Genomic DNA, 22,710 nt, shown 5'->3' with positions numbered 1-22,710 from the left:
CCATCTTTCTTTTCTGCGGAGAACTGCGGAACATTCCTGATCTGCTGCTTCTGAGTGAGCCCAGAATCACTCCTTCTCTGCAGGTGGTGTGAAGACTCTCTGTCCCAGCTCCTTATCGAGCATGTAAAGCAGCCCCACCCCCCTCTCGCCCTGGATGAGCCTCAGCTTCTGAACGATCTCCTCCGCGTTTGCCTCCTCCTCCACCTGCTCGTTCACGAACCACTGGAGCATGCTCTGTGTCGGATAATCCTTCACCTCGATCGCGAGGTCCAGGAGCGCGTGGATGAGACCTGTGACCTTCTGCTCATGCACATGTACATCCTCAAAGACATTCAGCGGCGACTCCCATTCGCCTGGCGGCTCCTCTATCCTCATCAGCTTAACCCTGCCGCCCCTGCTGATTATGTAGTCGTAGAACTTCATCGCATGGAAGAGCTCCTCCTGGGCCTGTGCTCTCATCCAGCTCGCAAACCCCTTCAGCCCTGTTGACTCGAAGTAGCCCGACATCGAGAGGTAGAAGTACGATGAGTACAGCTCCCAGTTTACCTGTTTATTAAGCGCATCAAGCAGCCTCTCGTTTATCATGATCACACCTTCTCAAATGCATCCTTTGCGGCACCGCACTCTGGGCAGACCCAGTCATCAGGCAGCTTCTCGAAAGGCGTTCCAGGCTCCACACCATTATCCGGATCCCCCTTCTCCGGATCGTAGATGTACCCGCAGATCGTGCATTTGTATCTGTCCAAAACAATACCTCCACGAATTTCAATGCATGCAAACTATTTGTGGTTTCCGGCAGGCATGATCTCATGGATGATCCCATCAGGGGCAGCAGGTCCAGCTCCTCCCGTTCATATCCAGGTCGCAGATGGTCGATCACAACCTGTTTATCTTCAGACGTTTCAGATGGATTCCAGCGGCGCAGGTCGTGTGATATAAAGCTCTGAAGATCGATGGTATCTGCAGGGCATGCAGAGCGGTGCCATCTCATTTGCAGCACACGCCCTGCGCTGTTAAAAATAAAAGGTGTGTACATGAATATCACCACAAAGATACTTCTGGCTTTCATGCTTGTGGCTCTTTCAGGCTGCATCGGCCCATCTGGCGGGCCTGGGGCAGCTCCGAACTCGACTGCACTGATGGAAGATCTCCTTAAAACATCGGGAAACGTCACCTCGTACAGGTTTGAGTCGTCGAAGATGACCACGGCGGAGTTTCTGAACCTGACAGAGGGGTATTCTCTGGAGGACAGGCTATCTTATAATCTGAGCGAGAACGGCGAGATATCGATCGCGAGGAACGTCTCACAGAGCATGCTCAGGGTATCGCAGGAGAGCTCGATGAGCTCTGAGAAGTACAGGAACCTTAGCATGTCCTCATCCAGGGAGTATTATATAATAAACAGCACGAGATACGAGAATATCGACGGCAACTGGACGCGTCTGTTCATGCCATACCCCGAGTACGAGCTGCTGCGGGAGAACAGGCTGTACCTCCAGCTGGATATCCTCAACAGATCAACACTGGATGTGATCGGCTCTGAGACTGTGGATGGCACAGACTGCTGGAAGCTGAAGGTCTCACCTGAGAACACCACTATCCATGCTGCTGTGATCGCTCTTGAGGTCAGCGATGTTCTGGGGCTGCCTGCACAGATCCTCCTGGCGATGTTCAACACCACCGAGCTGGAGAGAAACAGCAGCATAGACTGGACCGCGTGGATCTCAAAGGAGGACAAACGTCTTGTTAAAAGAGAGGGCACTGTGACGGCCAGCATCACCCCTGAGGTGCTGGGGATATCGTCCCCTGGCGTCAGGTTCCTGATAAATGTCAATGTGAATGAAAGCATGAGGTTCTTCGATTACGACAGACCCATAGAGATAGAGCTGCCAGATGAGGCGAGAAGCGCGGTGATGCTGATACCTGTGATCAACACATCCGGTGTCTCGAATGGATGAGACTGAGAGGATCCTCCTCAAGGAGAAGCCCTGCCAGGCTCTCCTCGCGATCCTCGAGCTTGATCATGCGTATGCATCTCTCATCTCCAAAAAAATCGACTCGACGTTCGCCCACACGCTGCGGATACTCTCGCAGCTAGAGCAGGCGGGGCTTGTCTACACGCGAACTGAGGGAAGGGTGAAGTACGTTGAGCTGACTGGCCCTGGAAGAAGGGCCGCGGAGGCTCTCAGGATGCTCAGAGATGCGATAGAGGATGCTGCAGAGGTGAAGAAACGCATCAAAAGGATACATGAGCTCGTAGATGCAGCGGAGAGGGCTCAGGGGGACAGAGAGCTCCTCGCCGGCCCGCTGCGCCGCGATCTCGCGCTGCTCAGATCCATCACAGACTCCAGGGAGATCGAGCACCTCGAATCGAGGATACGCGGAATGATCTCCAGATAAGGCAAGCGCGAGATCTAGTAATAATATAAAATATTTTCATCTTAGTTAGTATATCTGTGCGAAATTAATTTATAACTAGAGGTGATATGAGCGACCGGTGATTATATGCATATACCAGACGGATATCTCGGGCCATACACGATCGTGGCCACGTGGCTCATAATGATCCCCATCTGGGTCTACTCTGCAAGGCGGCTTGGCAGGGAGCTGAGATCCAGACAGGTTCCGTTGCTGGCGCTCTCAGCAGCGTTCTCATTTGTGATAATGATGTTCAACGTCCCGATACCTGGAGGCAGCACAGGACATGCTGTTGGTGGTGCGATAATAGGCATAGTCCTCGGGCCGTGGGCAGCGGTGATATCAATATCTGTCGCACTAGTGCTCCAGGCGCTGATGTTTGGAGATGGTGGGATTACAGCGATAGCTGCGAACTGCTTCAATATGGCTGTGCTGATGCCCTTCTCGGCGTATTATGTTTACAGATTGATCAGCGGCACCTCTGAGATAACATCAGGAAGAAGGACGATCGCAGCAGCAATCGCGGGGTACGTATCGTTGACGCTGGCGGCTGCGATGACTGGATTCATGTTCGGTATACAGCCGCTCCTCCACAAGGACGCTGCGGGCTATCCGCTCTACATGCCGTACGGTCTTGATGTGGCGCTCCCTGCAATGCTGATAGAGCATGCTCTCGGTTTCAGCTTCCTCGAGGCTATCGTCACCGCGCTGATCTTTGCTTACGTGCAGAAGGCAGACCCATCCCTGCTATCGTATGGCAGGCCATCAAGAGCGTAGGAGAAGATGATCATGGACAGAACCATAAAAATGATGATAGGAGCACTTGCGGTTCTCATAGTACTGGTGCCACTGGGGCTCCTCGCGACTGGCGAGACCTTCGGCGAGTGGGGCGCGGAGGAGGTCAAGGAGAAGCTCGGCTACGTCCCGCGTGGTATAGAATCACTGGGTTCTCTGTGGTCTGCGCCGATACCTGACTACTCCTTCCCAGGCGCTGAGACTTTCACAGAGTCCGCTCTGGCGTACATAGCATCCGCGATAATCGGCGTTGTGGTGTGTGCAGGGCTGCTCTACATAATCGGCAAAAAGCTCACTGCCGGGAGATCTGATTGATGTTTGAGAATCGCATGAACCGATGTTACTCGAGCCCAATCCACGGGCCCCTTATTTTTATAAAAATAAAGCCGCTGGCAGGACCGATGGAATCACTTCTTCTCGCCCAGCCAGGGCATCATCGCTCTGAGCTCTGCTCCGACCTTCTCGATCAGATGCTCTGACTCCTGCTGCTCCAGAGCTTTCTTGACCGGCAGTCCTGCCTGGGACTCGAGTATCCACTCCCTGGCGAACTTCCCGGACTGTATCTCCTCGAGTATCTCCCACATCGCCTCCCTGGACTGCTCGTTGATTATCCTGTCACCCCTGGTGAGGCCTCCGTACTCTGCTGTGTTCGATACCGAGTTCCACATCTTCATCAGGCCGCCTTCATGAATGAGATCCGTGATCAGCTTGAGCTCATGGCATGCCTCGAAGTATGCGATCTCAGGTTGATACCCTGCCTGCACCATGGTCTCGAATGCAGCCTTTATCATAGCTGTAACTCCGCCGCAGAGATCGACCTGCTCTCCGAATAGGTCTGTCTCAGTTTCCTCTGCAAATGTGGTCTCGAGAACTCCGGCGCGTGTTCCGCCGATGCCCTTCGCATACGCCAGCGCGATCCTCTTCGCGCTCTTGGAGTAGTCCTGCTTCACAGCGACGAGACACGGAACTCCCTTGCCCTCCAGGAACTGGCGGCGCACGAGATCTCCCGGGCCCTTGGGCGCGACCATCACGACATCCACGTACTCAGGGGGTATGATCTGGTTGAAGTGTATGTTGAAGCCATGCGAGAATCCCAGTATGTTCCCCTCCTCGAGGTATGGAGCTATCTGCTCCCTGTAGATCCTCGGCTGCAGCTCATCAGGGAGCAATATCTGTATGAAATCCGCCTCCTTCGAGGCTTCGGGCACGGTCATGACCCTGAGGCCATCTTTTTCAGCCCTCTTCCACGCAGGCGAGTCCTTCAGGTCCGCGGCTATGACATCGAGCCCGGAATCCTTTAGATTGGCTCCCTGCGCATGCCCCTGATTGCCATATCCTATTATGGCTATCGTCTTGTCCTTCAACACCCTCAGATCTGCATCCTTATCACGATATATTGTTGCCAAAACAACTCCTCCTAAGGTCCAGCCTGGACCACCTTGCTTCCTCTGACCATGGAGACCTTGCCTGTCCTGGCCATCTCCTTGATTCCGAACTGGCGGAGCATCTGCTGGAGCGCATCGACCTTCTTCTCGTCACCCGTGACCTCTATAATGAGAGATCTCGGGGAGACATCGATTATCCTGGCCCTGAAGACGGAGACTATCTGCATTATCTCCGATCGCGTATCCTTGTTCGCGCTGACCTTTATGATCGCAAGCTCGCGCTCCACCGATTCCTGAGGATCGAGCCTGCTCACCCTTATGACATTGATCAGCTTGCTGAGCTGCTTCACAACCTGCTCCAGAACGACATCATCGCCCTCGACGGAGATCGTCATCCTGGAGTAGGCGGGATTGTCAGTGGCACCAACTGAGAGGCTCTCTATATTGAAGCCCCTCCTGCTGAACAGCCCGGAGATCCTGGTGAGGACCCCGGGCTTGTTCTCGACGATGACTGCGATGGTGTGCTTCATGACTCCAGCTCCAGTATCTCACTGAGTGATGCTCCCGCCGGCACCATCGGCGACACCTTCTCGTCCCTGTGGACTATGAAGTCCATGACTGTTGGCCTGTCCGACGCAAGACCCTCTCTGAGTACATCCTCGACCTCTGATGGCTTTGTGGCTCTCAGACCGACGGCGCCATACGCCTCGGCGACCTTGACGAAATCCGGAACATCACCGAGCGTTGTGTGCGAGTATCTCTTTCCGAAGAAGAGAGTCTGCCACTGCCTGACCATGCCCAGCACCCCGTTGTTCAGTATCGCGATCTTGACAGGTATGTCATTGACCACAGCGGTCGCGAGCTCTTGGATGTTCATCTGGAAGCTCCCGTCTCCGGCAATGTCGATCACCTCGCACTCCGGCCTCCCGACCTTCGCGCCGATCGCGGCCGGGAATCCATAACCCATCGTGCCCAGGCCGCCGGAGGTTATGAACTTTCTGGGATCCTTGTGTTTGAAGAACTGCGCCGCCCACATCTGGTTCTGTCCGACCTCAGTTACTATTATCGCATCTGGGCAGAGCTCGCATATCTTCTCGACGACGAACTGCGGCTTTATCACGTTCTCATCCCTGGTGTACCGCAGCGGGTACTCCCTCTTCCAGGAGAGTATCTTTTCGTTCCATTCTGTCCAGGGCCTCTGCTGAACATGTTTCAGCAGCTCCGTGAGCGCGATCTTGGCATCGCCGACAACGGGGATGTCCACCCTCACGTTCTTGCCGATCTCAGCCGCATCCACATCGATGTGTATTATCCTGGCCTTTGGTGCGAAGCTCGCGATCTTCCCTGTGACGCGATCATCGAACCTGGCACCAACTGCCAGAAGCACGTCCGCCTCTTGGACTGCGAGGTTCGCGTACTTGGTCCCGTGCATCCCGAGCATTCCAAGGGAGAGTGGGTGGTCTGTCGGGAAGCACCCCATCCCCATCAGCGTTGTCGTCACAGGAGCGTTCAGTCGCGTTGCTAGCTGGAAGAGCTCCTCGTGGGCGTTTGCATACCTCACGCCTCCTCCGGCGTATATCACAGGCCGCTCCGCAGCCATCAGCGCCTCTGCGGCTCTTCTTATCTGGAGCTGGTGGACTTTAGTTGATGGATTGTAGCCTGGGAGGTTTATCTCCGGATAATCGAACTCGAGCTCGTCCACTGTTATGTCTCTTGGCAGATCTATCAGCACCGGTCCTGGCCTGCCGGTTCTCGCTATGTAGAATGCCTCCCTGAAGACCCTGGGTATATCCCTGGAACTCTTGATCAGGTAGTTGTGCTTTGTTATCGGCATGGTTATGCCGGTGATATCCGCCTCCTGGAACGCATCCTTTCCGATAAGGCCTGTGTTCACCTGGCCGGTCATTGCGACGATTGGCACTGAATCCATGTAGGCTGTGGCTATGCCTGTGACCAGGTTGGTCGCGCCAGGACCAGAGGTGGCCAGGCATACACCTACCCTGCCAGTAGCCCTAGCGTATCCATCAGCTGCATGCGCAGCCGCCTGCTCATGCCTGACCAGTATGTGCCTCATATCAGAGCTGTACAGCGCATCGTACAGCGGAAGCAGAACTCCGCCGGGAAGGCCGAATATCACCTCTACTCCCTCCCGCCTGAGACACTCTATTATTGCCTCTGCTCCTGTCATCCTGACCATCATCTATCCTCCAAAAGCATCAGCCTGTTTATACCTTCCAGAACAGCCTCGACGGAGGCCATTATGATATCAGCCCCTGCGCCCCTGGCTGTTATGCTTCTATCTCCTATAGCCATCGTCACCCATACCTCGACCAGGGCATTTGTTCCACCCGTAATGGCATCCACATGGTACTCCTCAAGGCGAATATCTGTTACGCCCGATATGGCCCTTCTGACAGCATTCACAGCAGCGTCCACAGGCCCGACTCCTGCACCGGCCTCTAGTGTCTCTCTCCCATCGAGGATCAGCTTCACGCTCGCTGTCGGCGTCACCCTGTTCCCGCTGACCACGGTCAGCTCCTCCAGAAGCACCCTGGGCTTCAGCTCCCTTGAGAGCACCGTATCGGCTATCGACTGAAGATCCGCATCCGAGACCCGTTTGCCCTTATCGCCAAGCTCCTTGACCCTGCTCACTATCTCGTTCAGCTGTTCCTCATTTACTGTGATCCCGAACTCCCTGAGGGCAAGCTCAACAGCTGCTCTCCCTGACATCTTCCCGAGCACGATCCGCCTCTTCCTGCCGACCTGCTCCGGGCGCATCGGCTCGTATGTGGACGTGTCTGCGATCAGACCATGGACGTGTATGCCGGCCTCGTGCGTAAATGCATTCTCCCCGACGATCGCCTTGTTCGGCGCCACAGGTATGCCGGTCTTCTTCGAGACAACTCTGGAGATCTGATATAAAAGATTGCACTTTATGCCTGTCCTGATACCATAAAGATTCTCCAGGCACATCACGACCTCTTCCAGGCTGGTGTTGCCAGCGCGCTCGCCGAGGCCGTTGATGGTGACATGCGCCTGCATAGCGCCGTTTCTGAGTGCTGCTACAGTGTTCGCGGTGGCCATCCCGAAGTCGTCGTGGCAGTGGATGCTCACTGGTTTTCCCAGAGACCTCAGACGCTGGAATATCTCTGCAGTCCTCTCAGGAAGAAGCACGCCCACGGTATCGCAGAAGCAGAGCCTGTCTGCTCCGGCCTCGATTGTGGCTCTGTAAATTGATTCTAGATAATCGAGATCGGCTCTGCTCGCGTCCTCGCCGCTGAGCTCGACGATCAGGCCATGCGCCTTTGCATACTCTGTGGCCTCAACAGCCTTTCTGAGCACCGATTCCCTGTCGGATCTCAGCTTCCTCTCGATGTGGAGATCTGAGACCGGAACGACGAGGTGCAGAGAATCGACATCGCAATCAAGCGCCGCGTCGATGTCCTTCCGATGTGCACGCGCAAAAGAGCATATCTCGGCGTTCAGCCCTGCAGACGCGATGGCACGGATCGACTCTCGCTCCCCATCGGATGTTATTGCAGAGCCGGCCTCGATCACATCAACGCCCAGTTCATCCAAAAGCCGCGCGATGTGAAGCTTGTCATCCGCGCTCAGGGAGACCCCTGGTGTCTGTTCGCCATCACGCAGTGTGGTATCGAGAAATCTTATCTCACCCGATAAAGCGATCCCACGCGTTCATCTCTTTCACCCTCAAATGCGGTTCAGCTACGTTTATGATGCACATTGATAAATCTGACGGTTTGGGTGTAAGATCTCAGAATCTCCACCTGTTTCAGGAGCATCACATGGAGTATGCTGAGAATAATGGTCGTGGACCCGTATCACTGAATAATTAGCTATGATCGAGAGCCATGGGTGGGATATCCCATGAATCTAGATGTCTCAAGCGCTCCAGATTTCAATGAATCAAGTACACGACCGAGAATCTTTGTGTGGATCTCTGTGTGAAGCATGTGTACCGCATCCCCTCAAAACTTAGATATAATGAGATCCGCATCTGCGTTACGGGATGCGGTACATCTTCGGGCCTGTTCTCTCAAGGAGGCTCGGCCTCTCGATGGGCGTGGATCTTCTGCCACTCAAGACTTGCAGCATGGACTGCTGCTACTGCGAGATAGGTGCCACGACATGTCTGACAATGCGGAGGGACCGCTACGTTCCTGAGGAGGCTGTCATCAGAGAAATATCACGTGTCTCCAGTGTCGATTTTGACTACCTGACGTTCGCAGGATCCGGCGAGCCGACGCTTCACTCAGGCCTTGGGGAGATCATACGGGCCGCGAGGAAGCAGATCGACAGGCCAATTGCGGTCATAACAAACAGCAGTCTTCTCATCTACAAACATGTCAGGAAGGAGGTGGCTCAGGCAGATCTTGTTCTTCCCTCTCTCGATGCAGCCACGCAGGAGACATTCGAGAGGATAAACAGGCCTGCTGCGGGATTAAAGATAGAGGATATCATCGAGGGGCTGCGGGCATTCAGATCTGAGTTCGGAGGAGAGATGTGGTTAGAGGTGATGCTCGTTCGGGAGATAAACGAGTCTGATACTCCGCTGATCGCCAGAGCCGCTGCGGAGATAGAGCCTGACAGAATACAGCTCAACACAGTGGTCAGGCCGCCAGCGGAGCCCGTGCTGCCGCTGAGGAGAGATGAGATGCTAAGGATGCTCCGGCTATTCAAAGGCGCTGAGCTGATACCGGACTGGGACTGGAGTGTGCCGGAGGTGGAGGAGGAGAGGATCGCAGATCTCCTTCGCGAACCCATGACACTGGAGGAGCTTCGGAGCAAGTCCGGCCTGATCTATGAGGATACCGTGAAGTACCTAAAGATACTCGAGGACGCCGGGAGGATCTCACGCAGCATCCGCGATGGGAAGATATACTTCCAGACACGTTAGAGATTTAGGTTGTGGGCTAGAATCACCGGATTGTAGGGGATCGACATTCACTGGCAAAACTCATGGGTTCTGTGAGGTCATGTGCTATCGATCTAAACGATGCGAGTGCACTACTCAACATCAAAATGGAAAGATAAGGGAGGCAGAATCGATTGATTCACGAGATAGTCCAGCTAAGCAGGAAGGTCGCGGACGGCTACGTGATAAGTCTTGGATCTCTCAAGCTGGTGTGCGCGGTCACTGATCGTGGGATGGTGGGTTGCGGCGCATATGATGTCAGCGCCCTCGATCGGCACGGCTATCCAGCAGCGAGGGTGAGGTCGAGCACCGGAGGTCTGATAGCAACCGTGGATGATCTCCTGAGGGGAGAGGTATTCGAGGCGAACAGCGCGGCCAGAAAGCTCGGCATAAAAGAGGGTATGTCAGGACGCGAGGCGCTCGAGCATCTGTAGCTCCTCCACGTGCAGCGGTCGTGGGGAGATGCCAGCAACCACATGGATGGAACCATGGATGAACCCTCATGGAGGAATACCAGTCAGCGCACAACTAGAAGCCCCCCCCTCGCCATGGAGCGGGGGTCTCCAGTCATCGAGCCGCCTGCACGCCTCGCGATTTATCCGGATCAGCTCAGATCACAGAACCCCTCTTCTCCTCGCGATCTCCCTCAGCGTGGCGCCGAACTCGGACTCGACGATGGTGCTGACGCCCATCGTCTTGGGGTGAAGATCTATCTCCACCACAACATGGTGATGGCCCATATCCCTCAGAGGCCTGACCTGGCGTGGGCCGTTTGTTATCGAGAAGAGCTCCATTCCGCCAAGCGCATCGATCGGTATCGCATGCGGAACGCCGGAGATCACGGCGAAGTCGTACGCCTCCCCCTCAATCATATCTGCGATGCGCTCTCCCGAGACTGGATATTCATCAAGACCTCCTGTGATCTCGAAGTTCATCCCTCTCTCCATGAGAGCGCCTGCTATGTTCCCTGCATCCCTCCTCACCTTTGGCAGGCCAACAACAGAGTCTAGGTTCGCCAGAGTTCTTATTTTCTCCTCACACCCCAGCGCCCTGGCGACCTCTATGAGAGAGAGGTTGATGTCCGCGAACATGTACGCGGTCTCCTTCTTCGCGTTGAGTATGTTGAGCCCGCGCTTGCCCTCCATGAGAAGATCCAGGAGCCTCGAGGCAACGACGAACTTGACATCGCCCCTCTCGGGAGGCAGGTACTCGCTGCTCGCTGCCCCATAAAGCCTCTCTATCTCCGTCGCCTTCTCCAGGAGCTTTTTCTGTCGATTGAGCTCTTGATCATCTATTATTCCAGCATCCCTTGCCGCCTCAAGTGTTATGATCACGCCCTTTGTGTTGTCTCTGTATCCGGCGTGAACCTCAGCCTCTATCACTGGGACGCCGATATTCGCCTCCACCACAGCCTTGTGCAGATCCTCGCCTATGATCATGCTGCTGCATGTTCCAGCGACAGCTATGATCTTCGGATGGAACAGCTCCACAGCTCTTCTCAGGAGCCTCACAAGCTGCTCCTGCCCTCCGAAGACGAAGCCCTTCTCATCGAGGCCTGTGGTCAGAACCCTGACACCATCCTCCTCCAGCAACCTCGCGTGCTTGAAGCAGCATCCGCTGGGGCCGTGGAGTATGATCACATCCACGCCGAGATCACGCAGGGTGTAAAGGGCCGCCACTATCGAGCTGGGGCGTGGGTGAATAACCTGAACTTCTGTACTCATCGATATCACCTGAAGCATTTAACACATAAAACCAGATGGTCCCCCGCGGAGACGAGTCTGCGAGCGACCTCGAGCCCCTCCTGGAAGTTGCGTGCCGTGCATCCTCCGAGCTGTTGGGCGTACGGCTCAAGCCTCCTTCCGACCAGCACGAGCTCGTCTATCTCATTCCTTCTCGACTTGATCATCTTCAAAAGGGCATCAATATCCAGACCCTCGCAGACGCTCTCTGCATCCTCTCCCGCAACGAGACATGTGCGACCACCAGAGGCGAGATCGAGCGCCCTTTCGATGCCTGAGACCTTCAGCCCGGAGTTCGAGTTATCGGTGACGCTGACACCATCGAGCTGATACCGCGCCATCCGGCCCTCGAAGCCCTGGAAGCCCTCAAGGGCATCCGCCGCATCCTTTACATTCACTCCAATCGAGATGGCGGCTGCCAGCGCACCTGCGATCCCATCGGAATATGCGGGAAGATCCAGCGCTTCGTCCAGCGACAGGGGAAGCGATCTCCCCCTGATCTCAGCAGATCTCCTGCAGATCCTCACATCACCGCCATGGCCAAATGTGATATCAGCAGAGAGCTTCGCATCCGTGTTCGCCACGATCCTCGCATCCGGATCTGAGAGAGAGAGCATCTGGAGCTTGGCGGTGCTCGCCCACATCGACCCGCCTGCTATGAGGTAGTCTCCTGCGAGGCTTGTTATAATCCCCACATCAAATGCTCCGGTGCCACCGAGTGATACCTCTGAGATCAGAAAATCAGCTCTCTCCTCTGATGCGATCTGATGAGCTGCTATGAGATTCCCGGGGGTTATGCTCAGGCCGGATCTGATGAGCGATCTTCTCCCGCGGTTCCAGAGCTCGATTCCGCTGGTGGTGTGCGAGACGACGCGCATATCGTGCGAGAGCATAAGCGCCAGCAGGAGGGCGGTGGTTGTCTTCCCCCTCGTCCCCGTTATCTCAACAGCCCTGAAGTCCCGCTCGCCCAGGATCATCCCCACTGCTCTGTGATGCGATATGATCCTCTTTCGAAGCCGTCTGGCCTCTGACAGTGAGCTGTTCTGAGGGGAGAGGTGCACGGGAGCAACAACGAGCGAGAACCTCTCCACGCTGTGATTGCTGTGGTATACCTCTAGCGCCTCTGCATCGATGCCGAGCTCTCTGAGCCTCGATGCTATGATCCCTGCGCCATGTATCGAGTCGAGGACGGCCACCGGCCCTAGAAGCTCTCTCTGGCCCTCCGATAGGCGAGATCCGCAATGCATTCATCGACGCCGAGCGGCTCGGCGCATGTCACCTCCACATCCCTGCCATCTATTTTAATAACACCAACGTGCTTGCCCTTCGGTATTCCCAGCTCCCTTGGGATGTCCTCCAGTGTGTGCACCCCGGCTGCTAGGAAGAGCGGAATGGCCACGATCTTCCTCACATTGGTGCCGGCAAAGCTCATGAGACCCTCTGGTATCTTCGGATCATTGGCATTGAGATAAGCGGTCCTGACCGGCCCTGGGTGCTTTCTTTTTATCATCCCTGCCAGCTCCTCCACCAGCGCCTTGTTGTAAGGCAACGTGCTGCCATGCCCGAGCACAAGAAGTCCTATGTCCTCCATCTTCAAAGCTCCATTTGCTACTTTTTCATATTTCAGTGTTAATGCAGCTCGATCTCATGTGTAATAAATCTACCCCATGGAGATCTACCGGAAAAATTATGGTCTGTGAGGTTAATTGAGAATGTGTTATGGGGGAATCCGGATCCAGGGTCGCCGGAAGGGCGCTGATGCACCTGAAGGCGATCGAGTGCGCTCATGGTTTGACGATCACAAACAAGAGCGAGATCGTCTCAGAGATAGCATCCAGGGTCTCAGATGAGAGATCTGTCCTTACAATATGCACATCGCTCAACACATGGGTCGCCATGAACAGAACCGGCGGGAGCATATTCATACCGAGAGAGGTGCTTGAGCCGCTCATCGAGCTCGCCGAGATCAGGGAGAGGTGTGCATGAGCGCCGTCTTCGCTCTATTCAGCCTCCACCCTGGAGCCCATCTCGATGATCTCATGAAACGCTGAGACCACCCGCTCCAGATCCTCCCTGGGGATGAGATACGTGCTAAGCTTGAACTGCCTTGTGAGCCCGGGCTTGATACCGCATATCCCGCGGTCCTTGAGCTCGTGGTAAAGGAAGTAGCGGCCCTTCCTGGCGCTCTTCGAGATCTCGTAGAGCCTCTCAGATTTGAAGAACATCAGATCATGGTTGTGAGGCTTCTCGCCCTGCTGTTCGATTCCAAGCTCCTCCAACTCTGACGAGAACCATCGCGCCTTATCAACCTCCTCCTGCCACCTTCCGACGCGCTCCAGGACATGCGGGAAGCTTGCCATCATGGTAAGAAGCCCCGCACCACGAACAGTGCACCCCAGGAGCTCGACCTCCTTGTTCTTCTTGCTCTTCGAGCGTCTGAATATGATATCCGCATACTCCTGCTTCGCGCCCAGGACTCCTATCGGACCTGATGATGCCATGGACTTGTGGCCGCTGCCAACAACTATGTCAGCGTCGAGCTCGCGGGCGCTCACGGGCATTCTCCCTATGGAGTACGCCCCGTTGAGGAGCAGCGGCACACCCTCCTCGTGGCAGATCTCCGCAACCCTTCTCGCATCCACAAGATTCCCGTAGTTGCCATCGGGATACGTGAGCACTGCCATGCTCACCCTGTATCCCTGGTCTGCAGCATCCCTTATCGCCTCCCTGTATCCCTCCGGGTTTATGGTGTACTCAGGCTCCCCGCTGTTTTCCACATACGAGATCTCGAGGCCTGCGCGCTCTGCGGCGAGAACGGTTGTGTAGTGCGCATTCCCATCTGCAACGATGTAATCGCCCGCATCACATAGAGAATGCATCGCAGCGTACATACCCTCCCTGGCCCCGTGGGTTATGCGCACATCATCCACATCCAGAAACCGGGGAAGAATCTCGTGAACGAACTCCTCCACAGGGGGATTCCTCACCCTGTCGAGCATCCCCTCGCAGAAGTCGCAGACGGAATAACCATCACCCCACTCGACGAGAGCCGCCCTTGCCTCAGGAGTGAGAATGCCTCCCCTCTGGAGGGGGTCGAGGTTTATCTCCGAGATGCTCCTCTTCATGCACCTGAACTTATCGAGCTTTGATGTGATACTGGATGGCATCAGAATGGTGCTCATCTGCATTCGTGATAACTTTTTCCATCTCCACAGCAGAGAGCCAGATGGGGCGTTTCATGTTATGGCGTGCTGAGCGTGTTCATCTCCAAAAATGGAATATACATGGCTCCACCATACTCGATCGATGGTCTCACTGATTGGACATCGTGGTGCTCCAGCTCTGGCTCCCGAGAACACGCTGCAGGGAATAAGGAAGGCGCATTCATGCGGAGCCGATATGGTCGAGATGGACGTGCGTCTATCCTCGGATGGCGTTCTGGTCCTAATGCACGATGAGACTGTTGACAGGACAACGAACGGCTCAGGCAGAGTGGAGGATCTGAGCATCGGGGAGCTCAGAGGTCTGGATGCGGGTGGAGAGCCAGTGCCGACGCTGAAAGAGGCTCTTAGGCTCGCTGAGGTTCTCGGAATCCAGCCGATCGTCGAGATGAAGGAGGAGGGCTTGGAGGAGCTTCTACTGGAAGAGCTTGTTGGGTTGAACGCAGTTGTGACATCATTTTACCACAGAAGCGTGCTGGAACTCAGTGAGCTTCTCAGAGAGAAAAAGGGCGCGGAGGGGATAAAAACCGGCATCATCATATCATCCCTGCCCGTGAACCCTGTGGATCTGGCCCTGGATGCGCATGCGGATGCGATATTTCCAAAGAGGGTGAGCCCGAACATCTTCAAGATCGCACATAAAAGCGGTTTGAAGGTTTACCCCTGGACGGTCAACACCCCTGAGAGGGCGGCATGGCTCCTCAGGCTCGGGGCTGATGGCATTGTCACCGATGATCCATGCGCGATAAGGGATGTGCTGAAAGCACCTCCAAGAAACACAGGGCAGGAGAACTGCGAGTATTACCCGTGTCATCACTTCGAGGGGCAGGACTGCACACACTGCTTCTGCCCGCTCTACCCATGCAAGGACCCAGAGCTGGGCAGGTTTGTGAGAACGAAGAGGGGGAAGAGGTTCTGGTCATGCATAGACTGCGTTCTGGTCCACATACCCGAGGTCGCCAGGTATCTCGAGGCGAACCCGGATGCTGGAACAGAGGAGCTGAAGAACTTTCTCGGCACCACTGGAAGGGGGTGCTTCCGCAGAGCAGACCGCGCTGGGAAGGGGACCGGCTCATGAATTCTGCGACCTCTACCTATATGATCACCGAGATGTTTAACAGTTTCATAATGCACATCGCGCTCATATGCTCCTGAGCCTGCATATCCCCGGAGCATTCGGCGGTCGACGACAGAAAGCTTTATCCGCATTCCCGTAGTACCGCGAGAATCATGAGAGCGATCATAGCACTCACAGTTGCTTTGTTGATGCTGATCCCGGTTATGGGGGTTGATGTGAGCTATCTGTCCCCCGAGTCTGAGATCGTGACCACAGAATCAATAGCTGCATTCCTCAACGACAGCTGGGCTCCAAGCACATTCACGCCCATAAACGATACAGCGGTATGGCCTGATAAGAACCAGACGCTCGCAAACAGCACCGCCAACATATACAGCGTGCTGAAGGGCGACTGGGTGCCAAGCTCGTTCGTGCCCCCCGTGGACTATGCAACATGGCCGGACAAGGATGGGCAGCTTCAGGCCTCTGGATATGCCATATACGACTTCCTCAGAAACGACTGGACACCACAGGATCCGGTCCCGATCGTCCAGACCGGGCTCTACAAGCTTCATCAGATGAACTGAAAGCCGCATTCATATGCGGCATATTTTAATATCAGGTGGCCATCCATAGCTGGGCTGTTATATTATATTTTAATGTGTCTTCTTGTCTGATCTCATATCCCAGGTACATGGGCGAATGCTCTGGGACGTTCCCCCTCTGAGATCCGGAGTTCGTGGATGAGAGTGGATTGCAGACCCGTCTTGACTTCAGCTGGCGGTCCTCTGATTGTCTCTGGCATCCTTCCTGCCGCATCGATATCTTCATAAGCAGCCCAGACGCGAGAACTCACATTCGAGGTGTAGTTCATTGAAGGTAATCGGTCTTGCCGATAGCGAGCTCGAATCGAGTTTACGGAAGGCAGGAATCGGCATGTCTGCATCAGAGGCGCGTTCCATAGCGTCCATCCTGGGAAGGGATCCGACACTAGCTGAGCTCTTCTGTTACGATGCCATGTGGTCTGAGCACTGCTCGTACAAGAGCAGCAGGGCTGTGCTGAGAGAGTTCCTGCCGACTGAGGGGCCAAACGTTGTTCTCGGCCCTGTCGAAGACGCAGGGATTGTTAGCATAGATGATGAATGGTGTGTGGTGATATCCCACGAGAGCCACAACCACCCCAGCCAGATACTTCCGAATGAGGGTGCAGCGACAGGCATTGGGGGAATCGTGCGCGATGTGAACTGCATGGGCGCGAGGGTCGTCGCGACTGCAGATCCCCTCCGCTTTGGGGATCCGTACGGTCGGGAGTCGAGCAGGGTCCGCTGGGTTGCGGAGGGCGTGGTCGATGGAATCTGGCAGTACGGCAATGCTTTGGGCGTGCCGGTCATCGCTGGAGATGTCGTCTTCAGCAGATGCTTCGACTACAACTGTCTCGTAAACGTGGTTGCAATTGGTGTGGTGAGAAGAGATGAGATCATACGGTCACGCGCGCCGCCGGGCTCCGGCGAGAAGGGCTATGATGTCATCCTTATCGGAAAGCCAACCGATTCATCAGGTCTCGGTGGTGTGATCTTCGCATCAGACACGCTCAGGGAGGAAGAGGAGGAGGCGAACCGCGGCGCGGTCCAGATCCCGGATCCGTTCCTGAAGAACGTTCTGTTCAAGGCAAACGAGGATCTCTTCAGGCTTGTGCGCGAGAAGGGCGTCGAGATAGGCTTCAAGGATCTGGGTGGTGGTGGGCTCACGTGTGCATCCTCGGAGATGGGGGCAGCCGGGGGCTACGGCATGGAGATCGATCTCGACAGGCTTCACGTTGCGGGAGAGTTCCCACCCGAGGTTCTGTGCATAGCCGAGACCCAGGAGAGGTTCCTGATAATAGCTCCAAGGGAGCTCCGCGAGAGGATTCTGAAGATATACAACGAGGACTGGGACCTGCCGAACGTCTACGAGGGTGCGAGGGCGAGCGTGATAGGCAGGGTGACAACACACGACAGATACATAGTTCGTCACAGGGGCGAGGAGGTTGTGAATGTACCCATAAAGCATCTCACCGGCGGGATAAGATATGAGCGGGTCTGGCGGCCCAGGATCAGAAACCTCGTTGAGCCTGATGTGAGAATGCCCGAGGATCTCAACCGGGTGATGCTCGATATGCTCGCATCCCCGAACATCGCCTCCAGGGAGCACATCTACAGGTACTACGATACAGAGGTTCAGGGTAATACCGTGATTCGGCCTGGAGAGGCAGATGCAGGCCTCCTGGCACCGATCAGGGAAAGGGACTTCGGGATCGCGCTGTCCGTGGATTCAAACCCGTTTTATGGAAGGATCAGCCCGTACTGGGGCGGGGCCACGGCAGTAGCTGAGGCGATGCGCAATGTCGCCGCCATAGGCGCAACCCCATCGACGCTCACGGACTGCCTGAACTTCGGCAACCCGGAGAAGCCTGAGGCCTTCTGGGAGTTCAGGGAATCCGTTCGCGGCCTCGCTGATGCTGCCAGGAACCTCTGGCTCAAGGGCCATCCAAACCAGCCTGTTCCCATAGTCTCCGGAAACGTGAGCTTCTACAACGAGTCCCCTGAGGGGGCTGTGGACCCATCGCCAGTCATAGCATGTGTTGGTATAATGAGAGATATCAGCAGGGCGATCACGATGTCATTGAAGGAAGCTGGTGATGGACTATACCTCCTTGGGCCCAGGTTTGATGAGCTCGGTGGCTCCGAGTACTACCGTCTCATCTGGGGGGTCACGGGGGCGAATGTGCCGGTTGTCAGATTCCCGCTCGAGAGGTCCATGATATACACGGTCATAGATGCTGTTGATCGGGAGATATTGCGGGCAGCTCACGACATATCGAACGGCGGGATGGCGATAACCGCGGCTGAGATGTGCATGCTCTCCGATCACGGAATCTCCATCGACATATCGGATCTGGGAGATATGCGATCCGACAAGCTCCTCTTCTCCGAGTCCTCCGGATTCGTAGTGGAAGTCGCGGATGGTGCGGAGCAGGAGTTCGTCAGCATCGCCAGAAGCTACGATCTGAACCCGGTGAGGCTCGGCAGCGTCTCGACCGGCGACATCGAGATGGCGAGAGACGGGAAGATGCTCGTAAGGCTCGATCCGGAGGAGGCAAGAGAGGCATGGAGCTCCGGACTGAGGGAGGCGATGAGATGAGGATAGCGGTCATCCAGTTCCCCGGCACGAACTGCGAGCACGAGACGCTTGTGGCTGTAAGAGAGTGTGGTATGGACGGAGAGATCTTCAGATGGAACAGGCCTGAGCAGGAGCTCTGCGAGTTCGATGGGTATGTGATTCCGGGAGGCTTCTCGTACCAGGATAGGGTGCGCGCTGGAGTGATCGCTTCCAAGGAGCCCGTCATGGCCACGCTGAGGGAGGAAGCTGCGAATGGAAAGCCGATCATAGGGATATGCAATGGCTTCCAGATACTTGTGGAGTCGGGCATCCTGCCCTTCGGGGATGGAGTTAGGCTGGCGCTTGCGCAAAACGTCATGATCCGGGGGGGAGAGATCGTGCGCCGCGGGTACTACTGCGCCTGGACGATGCTCAGGCATGACGCTGAGGAGAAGAGATGCAGCGGCTCCTACATTCTGAGGAGAGGTGAGATCCTGAGCATACCAATTGCACACGCTGAGGGGAATCTTGTTGCGTCTGATAGAAAGGTCATCGAGAGGCTCATCGAGGATGATCAGATCGTTTTCAGGTACTGCAGCCCGCAGGGGGAGATAATCAACGAGTTCCCCGTGAATGTGAACGGGTCCACGGAAAACATCGCCGGTATCTCCAACCCTGAGGGCAACGTCCTGGGTATGATGCCGCATCCTGAGAGGGCGTTCTTCGCATGGCAGCTCCCGCGAAAACATCCCCGGATTCCAGGCTACGGTCCGGGGAGGAAGATCTTCGATTCGATGAAGAGGTACATAGAGGAGAGGAGATCATGATGATCAATTTGAGGGTATGGCTCAAGATACCTGATGCAGAGGCTGCCACCGTGAAGAACACGCTTCTGAGGCGCATGGGTTACCAGGGCATCGTCAGGGATGTCATGCGGGAGAGGCTCCTGAGCATAGAGGTGGATGAGGTGAGCGATCCGGAGACCCTCATAAAACAGCTCACCAGAGAGCTCGTCAATGAGAACAAGGAGAGCTTCGCGGTCTCTGTGAACTCTCTGGAGCTGAGCAATGGCTGCGTCCCCGTGAAGGTGAGCCTCTGGATCGAGGATGGAGAGGCCATCTCGATAAGAGATCGCCTGGTGAAGAGACTGGGTCTGAAGATGGTTCGCTCCGTGCAGCGGGCCAACATCTGGAAGCTCTACATAGATGGGGATGATCCGGAGTCTGTGGCCAGGAGAATCGCAGAGGAGCTCCTGGTCAACCCAAACAAGGACAGATATGAGATTATCAAATTAAATTGATTTCAGGCCTGGCCGGCCTGAAAATCGTTTTGTTTCACGCTCTTTTTAGGATCTTCTGTAGCAGCACCTCAGAAAGGCTGGATGCTCCAGTATACAGAAAGCTCGGTTTCACGCTCTTTCCAGGATCTTCTGTAGCGGCACCTGCCCTGTCATGCGCTTCTGGCTGATGGTTGCTCAGCAACCGGATCGCGTGGGTTCAGGTTGAAGCGATCTCGAGATTGGCATGCATCTCGATTCGGAGGCGGTCATGAATCTGCATCCTATCGATGCATCACTTGGACGTGTCCAGATAAGAGCTGAATACAGAAACTTGTGCCTTGCTGCTTTCGGATGTCAGAGACGCTTAATCCTTACCCGGACACATCCCATCACATTGATTACTGTGAATTCTTGGGCACTACTGATCGACATAACCGAGCTCTGGCTAGATTTTCGATGCAATTTTGAGGCAGTTGCTGTGTTTACGTCTGAAAATAGACTGCACAAATCCACTGGAACCCTGCATGCACCAATAGTGGCATGCCAAAAGGATGAAAGCGTTTGTGATGCAGACCGGTTTCTTTCAAAAACGTGTCCGATACATGCAGCTAACTCCTTCATGTCGTGGTTTCATGGCAAACGCTGGATACCTCCTCTGGGCCGATACGGCAACACTCGGCTATGAACCTTCATGTCGTGTTTTCATGTAAACGCTGGATACAGTATGAAAGTTACTTCCACGTGGAAAAGCTATCAAATATAAGGGCAACATTGTGGGGATGCAAGCGATTAGGTAACCTATAAATAGTTAAAAAAATGTATTTCCATCAAATGGAGATTAAATTAACATCAAAAGAGAAGCTGGTGCTCTACGGCCTGGCCAGATATCCCGGGCTCAGTGACATCGATCTCGCTTCCCTTATTGATGTAGACAGATCCACGATATTCAAGAGCAAACGCAAGTTTCGAGACTGGCAGCTCATAAGGCTTCTGAATGTTCCAGCAGGTGGGGCGCTGGGCGCCGAGATCCTCAGCGTGGTCTTCATGCGCTTCTCTCCAGGGGTCGGTGGCAGGGAATCCATTTCTGAATGGATCCTGAGCCCCAGCTGTGTCTATTGTATCGCAACAGCTACAGATGCGTTCTCCCTGGTTTACTCGAGAAACCTGACAGAGTTTAAAAAAAGAGCTGAAAGTATTCTGAGCGGATACCGACAGAACGGCGTGCTTGAGGATTTCATATGCGTGCATCTCTGTGTGGAGCTTGCGAGCTATCAGTACAATGTTCCTGCAGCAGTAAGCAAGATATTCGGGCTTGATAGAAGAGATGTTGCACCTGCCCCTCTCTCACTGATGCCTATGGATGCCCTAAAATTGTCTGAGAAGGACAGGCTCACACTTTACGCCTTCGTCAAATACCCGAACCTGTCAGACCTGGAGCTTTCAAAGAGAACGGGGATCTCGAGGCCGACAATATCCGGGAAGAGAAGCAGGTTCTTCGATGCCAACATCCTTCTCAGAGAGGCGCATGTCGAATGGGAGAGGATATGCTGTGAGCTCATGTGCTTATATCATATCCGCATGAGGCAGAATGTGAGCTACCATGATGCTGGATCTCTGCTGAGCATGATGGGGTCGCAGCTCTTCTGCTACATGCAGCCCGGAGACGTCTGCGGCGCGATTCTCTCCTCTAGCTTCTCAGATCTCAAGGACGGAATGGATGCGTTCGTTAACAGCGCATTTGAGAGGGATCTCATAGACGGCAGACCATATATGGTAATAATGCCACTGAGATCGCTGAAAGTGTTGAAGCTCGACTACGCACCTGCTGTTGCTGAGATGCTCGGGATTGAAAAGGAGATATGAGCGAGGTAGTGATAATCTGCTCATCCTCTGATCCGGCCAGCTCGAACATAGCTTCGAGGCTCCTCGAGCTCGCGGAGTGGGATGAGGAGGGAACTCTCAGGTTTCACAGGAGCTACTGCATGCTGTGCATCGAGGGCGAGCTTGTGGGACTCAGAAACCTGGAAGATATGCTGGATCGCATCGGACTCTCGCCCCGGCTGATCATCTTCGCATCCAGACACATATCGAAAGAGGCGGTGCCGTGGCTCGGAGGCCACTTCACCGGTGTTGTTCGGGAGGGATCGTTCGAGCTCTCCAGGCCAGCTCCGTATGCCCTGAAAAAACTGCTCATGGCCCTGCAGCGCCACGCCCCCTCCACATTTCGCCTCTCCGCTGAGGCCACGCACCACGGTCCTGTGGATCTGCGCACACCATCCCTCTTCGCAGAGATTGGCTCATGCGAGCAGCACTGGATCGATCCGGCAGCAGGAGCTGCCGTCGCAAGGGCGATTCTCGAGCTGGAGAGCTACGAGGCGCATGCCGACGAAACGGTGCTTCTCGGAATTGGAGGAGGGCATTATGTACAGAGGCAGACGGAGCTGATACTCTCCAGACCTGTCGCGTTCGGACACATGTTCTCGAAGTATCAGGCATCAATGCTCAACGTCGAGGCGATAAAGAAAGCGGCTGATCTCTCAGGGGCATCCGGCGTCTACCTCGACGGCAAATCCTTCCGCTCGGATGAGCGCAGGAGGCTCGAGGAGATCGCGGCAAGCCTCGATCTGAATGTGATGGGCATAAAGGAAGTGAGGTCTCTGTAAAGTCTCAAAAAATAAACGGCAACGGCTGCGCCCGGGTAATGCGCATCACAGAGTTCCAGTGCGTGCGAGCCTGTGA

General features: G+C 55.1%; 24 protein-coding genes. 14 read left to right on the top strand and 10 right to left on the bottom strand.

The genetic code is table 11. From position 1 onward, the window contains the following. Positions 1 to 66: 66 nt before the first annotated feature. Both MTHE_RS00615 and rd read right to left on the bottom strand, forming a co-directional pair. A complete protein-coding gene (locus MTHE_RS00615) occupies positions 67 to 585 on the bottom strand; it encodes a ferritin (protein WP_011695317.1) in 519 nt (172 codons plus the stop codon). A gap of 2 nt (positions 586 to 587) precedes the next feature. Beyond that, the gene (gene rd, locus MTHE_RS00610) at positions 588 to 746 is read right to left on the bottom strand and encodes a rubredoxin (RefSeq protein ID WP_011695316.1); all 159 of its coding nucleotides are present in this window, start codon (positions 744 to 746) and stop codon (positions 588 to 590) included. A gap of 288 nt (positions 747 to 1,034) precedes the next feature. Between rd and MTHE_RS00605 the strand changes: the two genes are divergently transcribed. From MTHE_RS00605 to MTHE_RS09090, 4 genes are all read left to right on the top strand, one after another. Beyond that, positions 1,035 to 1,958 carry a hypothetical protein gene (locus MTHE_RS00605; RefSeq protein ID WP_011695315.1) on the top strand — a complete coding sequence of 308 codons (924 nt, stop codon included), beginning with the start codon at positions 1,035 to 1,037 and terminating at the stop codon, positions 1,956 to 1,958. Beyond that, positions 1,951 to 2,400: a helix-turn-helix domain-containing protein gene (locus MTHE_RS00600; protein ID WP_011695314.1), complete on the top strand. Its 450-nt coding sequence runs from the start codon at positions 1,951 to 1,953 to the stop codon at positions 2,398 to 2,400. Before MTHE_RS00605 ends, MTHE_RS00600 begins: the two co-directional genes overlap by 8 nt. Positions 2,401 to 2,505: 105 nt before the next feature. After that, positions 2,506 to 3,195, top strand: coding sequence for a cobalt transporter CbiM (gene cbiM / locus MTHE_RS00595; RefSeq protein WP_175265643.1), 690 nt, complete (start codon positions 2,506 to 2,508; stop codon positions 3,193 to 3,195). 12 nt (positions 3,196 to 3,207) lie between these two features. After that, positions 3,208 to 3,528: a PDGLE domain-containing protein gene (locus MTHE_RS09090; RefSeq protein ID WP_175265642.1), complete on the top strand. Its 321-nt coding sequence runs from the start codon at positions 3,208 to 3,210 to the stop codon at positions 3,526 to 3,528. A 92-nt stretch (positions 3,529 to 3,620) separates the two neighbouring features. Here the strand turns inward: MTHE_RS09090 and ilvC are convergent, their stop codons facing one another. Genes ilvC through MTHE_RS00570 form a run of 4 tightly spaced genes read right to left on the bottom strand, consistent with a single transcriptional unit; the run spans position 3,621 to position 8,285 of the window. Further along, positions 3,621 to 4,619, bottom strand: a complete 999-nt coding sequence (gene ilvC, locus MTHE_RS00585; RefSeq protein WP_011695313.1) for a ketol-acid reductoisomerase — start codon at positions 4,617 to 4,619, stop codon at positions 3,621 to 3,623. A gap of 11 nt (positions 4,620 to 4,630) precedes the next feature. Further along, positions 4,631 to 5,128 carry an acetolactate synthase small subunit gene (ilvN, locus tag MTHE_RS00580; RefSeq protein ID WP_011695312.1) on the bottom strand — a complete coding sequence of 166 codons (498 nt, stop codon included), beginning with the start codon at positions 5,126 to 5,128 and terminating at the stop codon, positions 4,631 to 4,633. Beyond that, positions 5,125 to 6,798, bottom strand: coding sequence for an acetolactate synthase large subunit (locus MTHE_RS00575; protein WP_011695311.1), 1,674 nt, complete (start codon positions 6,796 to 6,798; stop codon positions 5,125 to 5,127). The genes ilvN and MTHE_RS00575 overlap by 4 nt, the downstream gene beginning before the upstream one ends. Further along, on the bottom strand, positions 6,795 to 8,285 hold the full coding sequence (locus MTHE_RS00570; protein WP_428405703.1) for a (R)-citramalate synthase: 1,491 nt from the start codon (positions 8,283 to 8,285) through the stop codon (positions 6,795 to 6,797). The genes MTHE_RS00575 and MTHE_RS00570 overlap by 4 nt, the downstream gene beginning before the upstream one ends. A 343-nt stretch (positions 8,286 to 8,628) precedes the next feature. Between MTHE_RS00570 and MTHE_RS00565 the strand changes: the two genes are divergently transcribed. Together MTHE_RS00565 and MTHE_RS00560 are read left to right on the top strand one after the other, a co-directional pair. Further along, complete coding sequence (locus MTHE_RS00565) at positions 8,629 to 9,516, top strand: radical SAM protein (protein ID WP_011695309.1); 888 nt, start codon at positions 8,629 to 8,631, stop codon at positions 9,514 to 9,516. Positions 9,517 to 9,668: 152 nt separating this feature from the next. After that, entirely contained in the window at positions 9,669 to 9,968 is a 300-nt protein-coding gene (locus MTHE_RS00560) for a YunC family protein (protein WP_011695308.1), read from the top strand. 180 nt (positions 9,969 to 10,148) lie between these two features. Here MTHE_RS00560 and cfbD read toward each other — a convergent pair whose 3' ends face one another. From cfbD to cfbA, 3 genes are read right to left on the bottom strand one after another with little or no spacing between them, the layout of a single operon-like run. Beyond that, entirely contained in the window at positions 10,149 to 11,258 is a 1,110-nt protein-coding gene (gene cfbD, locus MTHE_RS00555) for a Ni-sirohydrochlorin a,c-diamide reductive cyclase catalytic subunit (protein ID WP_011695307.1), read from the bottom strand. A 5-nt stretch (positions 11,259 to 11,263) separates the two neighbouring features. Beyond that, positions 11,264 to 12,523, bottom strand: coding sequence for a coenzyme F430 synthase (gene cfbE, locus MTHE_RS00550; RefSeq protein ID WP_232840865.1), 1,260 nt, complete (start codon positions 12,521 to 12,523; stop codon positions 11,264 to 11,266). Further along, complete coding sequence (gene cfbA, locus MTHE_RS00545) at positions 12,478 to 12,867, bottom strand: sirohydrochlorin nickelochelatase (protein ID WP_011695305.1); 390 nt, start codon at positions 12,865 to 12,867, stop codon at positions 12,478 to 12,480. The genes cfbE and cfbA overlap by 46 nt, the downstream gene beginning before the upstream one ends. A gap of 128 nt (positions 12,868 to 12,995) precedes the next feature. On the opposite strand from cfbA, the gene MTHE_RS00540 reads away from it, so the two are divergent. Continuing rightward, positions 12,996 to 13,262 carry a hypothetical protein gene (locus MTHE_RS00540; protein WP_011695304.1) on the top strand — a complete coding sequence of 89 codons (267 nt, stop codon included), beginning with the start codon at positions 12,996 to 12,998 and terminating at the stop codon, positions 13,260 to 13,262. Between the two features lie 14 nt (positions 13,263 to 13,276). On the opposite strand, the gene pscS is transcribed toward MTHE_RS00540, so the two are convergent. Beyond that, on the bottom strand, positions 13,277 to 14,443 hold the full coding sequence (gene pscS / locus MTHE_RS00535) for an O-phospho-L-seryl-tRNA:Cys-tRNA synthase (protein ID WP_175265641.1): 1,167 nt from the start codon (positions 14,441 to 14,443) through the stop codon (positions 13,277 to 13,279). 139 nt (positions 14,444 to 14,582) lie between these two features. Here pscS and MTHE_RS00530 point away from each other — a divergent pair, with 139 nt between their 5' ends. The 7 genes from MTHE_RS00530 to MTHE_RS00500 all read left to right on the top strand — a co-directional run bounded on the left by MTHE_RS00530 (position 14,583) and on the right by MTHE_RS00500 (position 22,634). Next, a complete protein-coding gene (locus tag MTHE_RS00530) occupies positions 14,583 to 15,575 on the top strand; it encodes a glycerophosphodiester phosphodiesterase family protein (RefSeq protein WP_175265640.1) in 993 nt (330 codons plus the stop codon). 152 nt (positions 15,576 to 15,727) lie between these two features. Further along, the gene (locus tag MTHE_RS00525) at positions 15,728 to 16,141 is read left to right on the top strand and encodes a hypothetical protein (RefSeq protein WP_011695301.1); all 414 of its coding nucleotides are present in this window, start codon (positions 15,728 to 15,730) and stop codon (positions 16,139 to 16,141) included. A gap of 286 nt (positions 16,142 to 16,427) precedes the next feature. Beyond that, a complete protein-coding gene (gene purL, locus MTHE_RS00520; protein ID WP_011695300.1) occupies positions 16,428 to 18,734 on the top strand; it encodes a phosphoribosylformylglycinamidine synthase subunit PurL in 2,307 nt (768 codons plus the stop codon). Next, positions 18,701 to 19,519, top strand: a complete 819-nt coding sequence (gene purQ, locus MTHE_RS00515; protein ID WP_232840864.1) for a phosphoribosylformylglycinamidine synthase I — start codon at positions 18,701 to 18,703, stop codon at positions 19,517 to 19,519. The genes purL and purQ overlap by 34 nt, the downstream gene beginning before the upstream one ends. Then, a complete protein-coding gene (locus tag MTHE_RS00510; RefSeq protein WP_011695298.1) occupies positions 19,516 to 19,992 on the top strand; it encodes a phosphoribosylformylglycinamidine synthase subunit PurS in 477 nt (158 codons plus the stop codon). Before purQ ends, MTHE_RS00510 begins: the two co-directional genes overlap by 4 nt. An 810-nt stretch (positions 19,993 to 20,802) precedes the next feature. Then, positions 20,803 to 21,834 (top strand): Lrp/AsnC family transcriptional regulator, encoded by a 1,032-nt coding sequence (locus MTHE_RS00505; RefSeq protein WP_175265639.1) that lies wholly within the window; start codon positions 20,803 to 20,805, stop codon positions 21,832 to 21,834. Further along, on the top strand, positions 21,831 to 22,634 hold the full coding sequence (locus MTHE_RS00500) for a D-aminoacyl-tRNA deacylase (RefSeq protein WP_011695296.1): 804 nt from the start codon (positions 21,831 to 21,833) through the stop codon (positions 22,632 to 22,634). Before MTHE_RS00505 ends, MTHE_RS00500 begins: the two co-directional genes overlap by 4 nt. Positions 22,635 to 22,710: the final 76 nt, after the last annotated feature.

This window comes from Methanothrix thermoacetophila PT, from assembly GCF_000014945.1.
Classification (GTDB): domain Archaea; phylum Halobacteriota; class Methanosarcinia; order Methanotrichales; family Methanotrichaceae; genus Methanothrix_B; species Methanothrix_B thermoacetophila.
This window is presented reverse-complemented; position numbering and strand designations above follow the sequence as displayed.